This is a genomic window from Frankia sp. AgKG'84/4, assembly GCF_023242965.2.
Taxonomy (GTDB): Bacteria; Actinomycetota; Actinomycetes; order Frankiales; family Frankiaceae; genus Frankia.
Genome location: NZ_JALKFU020000449.1, coordinates 1 through 4,401, shown reverse-complemented (window position 1 = coordinate 4,401; position 4,401 = coordinate 1). Strand labels below are relative to the sequence as shown.

The window sequence follows — 4,401 nt, the reverse complement described above, 5'->3', positions numbered from 1 at the left end:
GCGCGCGTGCGCGGCGACAGCGCCACCGACGGCCGCCCGGGGTCCCCCGCCGGCCGCCCACGCCGGATGGCCAGGCACTCTGGAACGGTGACCGCCGCGCAGGATTCGGGGCAGACAGCACCGGACACCCCACCCCGGACCGGACCGGACGACATCCCGGTCGCCCCCGTCGAACCCCGGCACCGCACGCTTCCCGGGCCCGCGGTCGTCATCACGGCCCTCGCGTGGGCCGTCGCGGCCGTCCTCGCCCTGCTCGCGGTAGGCCGGCTGGTCCATCTCGACGACGCACTCGACTGGCCCTATTCGGCGATCAACGCGCTGACGCCGCTGCTGTACCTGCCGGCGTACGTGACCCTGGCGGTGTCCTTCGCGCGCCGACGCAACCTGTTGCTGATCCTGTCGGGCGCTCTGATCGTCATCCACCTGTTCTGGTCGCTGCCCGAGGTGCTGCCCGGCAGCGCCGAGAACGCGGCGCCAGGCTCGGCCCGGCTGCGGGTGATGTCGGCGAACCTGTACTACGACAACGCGCACGCCGACCGGCTCGGCGCGCAGGTCCGCGCCGCGAACCCCGACGTCCTGGTCCTGCTCGAACTCTCGCCGCTCACCCTGGCGCGGGTGAACGCGTCCGGAGCGCTGAGCTCCTTCCGCTACCACGAGGTCCGGTCCCGCGACGGGGCGTTCGGCGCCGCCATCTACTCGCGGCTGCCCCTGCGGGACGCGAGCGCGCCGATGGTCGGCGGCTCGATGTCGCTGCGGGCCACCGTCGAGGTCGACGAGCACCGACGCTTCGTGATGTACGCGGTGCACACCATCTCCCCGACCACCGGGACGTACACCGGCCGGTGGCGCACCCAGCTCAGCGCGCTGCGCCAGCAGGCCCGCACGGCGACGCTGCCGGTCGTCATGGCCGGCGACTTCAACGCCACCCGCGACCACCGGCCGCTGCGCCGCCTCATCGACTCCGGGGTGCGCGACGCCCACGACGTCGTCGGCGCCGGCTGGGACCCGACCTGGAGCGCCCGCGCGGTGCTCGTGCCGCCGGTACTGCGCCTGGACCACGTGCTCGCCTCGCCCGCCTTCGCCGTCACCGGCTTCAGCGTCGGCAGGGACTTCGGCAGCGACCACCTGCCGGTGATCGCTGACCTCGCGATGCGCTGACCCGGCGCGGGGCTGACCCGGGTGGGCGCTCAGCGGCCGAGGAAACTCGCCTTGCCCGGGCCGTCGGCGAGGAACGACTCCATCCCGATCCGGCGGTCCTCGCTCCCCCACAGGCCGGCGAACAGCGCGGCCTCCAGCCGCAGTGCCTCGGACAGGCCCATCTCGGCGCCGTCGTCGATCGCCTGCTTCGCCGCGGCCAGCGCCATCGCCGGGCCGGCGGCGTAGCCGCGCGCGATCTCCGTGGCCCGTTCGTAGGTCTGCTCGGCCGGGACGACGGCGTCGGCCAGGCCGATCCGCTCGGCCTCGTCCGCGCGGATCTGCCGGCCGCTGAAGATCAGGTCCTTCGCCCGCGAGGTGCCGATCAGGCGCCCCAGCCGCTGCGTGCCGCCGGCGCCGGGGATCACGCCCAGCAGGATCTCCGGCTGGCCGAGCTTCGCGTTGTGCGCGAGGACCCGCACATCGGCGCACAGTGCCAGCTCCAGGCCACCGCCGAGCGCGTAGCCGGTCACCGCGGCGATGACGGGCTTGGGGATGCGGGCGATCAGCTCGAAGGCCGAGCTGAGGTCGCGGACCCAGGCCGCGGCCTCGGCGAAGTCCATCGGCGCCATCTTCTTGATGTCGGCGCCCGCGGCGAAGACCTTCTCCCCGCCGTAGAGCACGACGGAGCGGATCGCCGGGTCGGCCGTGGCCTGCCCGGCGGCCGCCCGCAGCCCCGCGGCGATCTCGGCGTCCAGTGCGTTCATCGGCGGTCGGTCCAGCCTGATGGTGCCCACGCCGCCCTCGACGTCCAGCCGCACGACGCTCATCGCTGTCCTCCCGCCGCCGGGCCACGCACTGGTCGGCGCGGCCTCCTGTCCGTCCGTCACGATAGGGCGCCATGAGCCGATCTTCATCGGAGTCGACTCCCCGGTGCGGGCGGCCAGGTCCCCGGGACGCGCGGATCGGCCGACGGCTTGGCGGAGACTCGATTAGCGTCAGTGGGGTGTCAGACCCTGGCGGCCGTGTCCGCCCCTCCGACCGGTCGGCGCCCGCCGGCGCCCGCCCGAGCCGCGCCGACGCCCCGGGCGTCCCCGGTCCGGGATCGGCCGGCCCGCTCGGGGTGAGCTGGGACGGCTCCGGGGTGAATGTCGCCGTCGCGGCGCCGGGGGCGGACGCGGTCGAGCTGTGCCTGTTCGACGACGCCGGTGCGGAGACCCGCCACCCGCTGCCGGAACGCGACGGCGCGGTGTGGCATGGCCGCCTGCCCGGGATCCGCCCCGGGCAGCGGTACGGGCTGCGGGCGCACGGCCCGTACGATCCCGAGCGCGGCCAGCGGTTCAACCCGGCGAAACTGCTGATGGACCCGTATGCCCGCCTGGTCACCGGCACCCTGCGGGCGGACCCGGCGATCTACGGCTTCGCCGACGGCGACCCGTACGGCCGGGAGCCCGACGGGCGCGACTCGGCGCCGTTCGTGCCCCGCTGCGTCGTGACCGGTCCGGGCGGGCGCCTCGGCGACGGCTACCGGCCGGCCGCCGGGGACCACGGCCATCCGGCCGCGAACCGCCCGGGCATCCCGTGGGAGCGCACCGTCGTCTACGAGGCGCACGTGCGCGGTCTGACCCGCTGCCATCCCGGGCTGCCCCCCGAGCTGCGCGGCACCTACGCGGGCCTGGGCCACCCGGTGATCGTCGACTACCTCAGCCAGCTCGGGATCACCGCGATCGAGCTGCTCCCGGTGCACGCCTCGGTCTCGGAGACGCCGCTGCTGGCCCGGTCGATGACGAACTACTGGGGCTACAACAGCCTGTGCTTCCTCGCCCCGCACGCGGCGTACGCGGCGACCGACGATCCGGCCGGGGAGTTCCAGGCGATGGTCGCCGCGCTGCACGCCGCCGGCATCGAGGTGCTCCTCGACGTCGTCTACAACCACAGCGCCGAGGGCAGCGAGCGCGGGCCGACCCTGTCACTGCGTGGCCTGGACAACACCGCCTACTACCGGGTGGAACCCACCGATCCCCGCCGCTACCGGGACGTCACCGGCTGCGGGAACACGCTGAACATGACCAGCCCGCACGTGGTCCGGCTGATCTGCGACTCGCTGCGGCACTGGGTCGCCGAGATGGGTGTCGACGGCTTCCGGTTCGACCTGGCCACGGCGCTCGCCCGCAACCCCGACGCGTTCGACCCCGCCGCGCCGCTGCTCACCGCGATCCACGCCGACCCGCTGCTGTCGTCGGTGAAGCTGATCGCCGAGCCGTGGGACGTCGGCTGGGGCGGCTACCAGGTCGGGTCGTTCCCCGCGCCGTGGGCGGAGTGGAACGGCCGCTTCCGCGACACCGCGCGCGACGTGTGGAACGGGCGCACCAGTGGGGTCGCCGACCTCGGTTACCGGCTGACCGGGTCGTCGGACCTGTTCCAGCACTCCGGGCGCCGCCCCTGGGCGTCGGTGAACTTCGTCACCGCGCACGACGGCTTCCCACTCGCCGACCTCGTCTCCTACGCGGACAAGCACAACGAGGCCAACGGCGAGGGCAACCGGGACGGCGAGGGGGACAACCGGTCGGCGAACCACGGCGTCGAGGGCCCGACCGACGACCCGGGGATCCTCGCGACGCGCCGCCGCGTCCGCCGGGGGCTGCTCGCCACCCTGCTGCTGTCGGCCGGCGTGCCGATGCTGCTCGCCGGGGACGAGTTCGGCCGCTCGCAGGGCGGCAACAACAACGCCTACTGCCAGGACAACGAGGTGTCCTGGCTGGCCTGGCCGACGCAGGGCGCGGCGGGCGCCGCGGGCGATCCCGCCGGGGCGGACCCCGCGCTGGGGCGCCTGGTCCGCGGGCTGCTGGCGCTGCGCCGAGACACCCCGGCGCTGCGCGGGGACCGGTTCTTTCGCGGCGGCGAGTCGACCCCGGGCCAGTTCGCGGACATCACCTGGCTGCGCGCCGACGGCCAGGTGATGTCCCAGGCGGACTGGAACGCCCCGCGGCTGGACACGGTCATCGCCGTGCTGGCCGGCGAGGACGCCGCTCCGGGCCTGGTCCACGTCCTGCATCCCGACGATGCCGACACCGGGATCGTGCTGCCCGGCGCGCCCTGGGCGCAGTCCCTCGATCTGCTGCTCGACACCGCCGACGACGACCTCGCCGGCTTCCCGGCCAGCCTCGCGGCACCACGCCGGGTGCTGCCCGGCGGTGCGGAGCTGACGGTGCGCGCCCGCAGCGTCCTGCTGCTGCGGGCGTATCCGCCGCGCTGACGGGCCCGCGC

3 protein-coding genes are annotated in these 4,401 nt (G+C 74.8%); 2 read left to right on the top strand and 1 reads right to left on the bottom strand.

The features are described from left to right. Positions 1 to 1,158: endonuclease/exonuclease/phosphatase family protein (locus MXD58_RS21000; RefSeq protein ID WP_308302012.1), on the top strand; the 1,158-nt coding region annotated here is incomplete at its 5' end. A gap of 29 nt (positions 1,159 to 1,187) precedes the next feature. Here MXD58_RS21000 and MXD58_RS20995 read toward each other — a convergent pair. Continuing rightward, positions 1,188 to 1,964: an enoyl-CoA hydratase/isomerase family protein gene (locus MXD58_RS20995; protein WP_248841357.1), complete on the bottom strand. Its 777-nt coding sequence runs from the start codon at positions 1,962 to 1,964 to the stop codon at positions 1,188 to 1,190. Between the two features lie 176 nt (positions 1,965 to 2,140). Between MXD58_RS20995 and glgX the strand changes: the two genes are divergently transcribed. Continuing rightward, positions 2,141 to 4,390 (top strand): glycogen debranching protein GlgX, encoded by a 2,250-nt coding sequence (gene glgX, locus MXD58_RS20990; protein ID WP_308302011.1) that lies wholly within the window; start codon positions 2,141 to 2,143, stop codon positions 4,388 to 4,390. Positions 4,391 to 4,401: the final 11 nt, after the last annotated feature.

Coding starts and splice junctions, on each gene's coding strand:
- MXD58_RS20995 (WP_248841357.1), bottom strand. CDS start 1,964: ATGAGCGTCGTGCGGCTGGACGTCGAGGGCGGCGTGGGCACCATCAGG.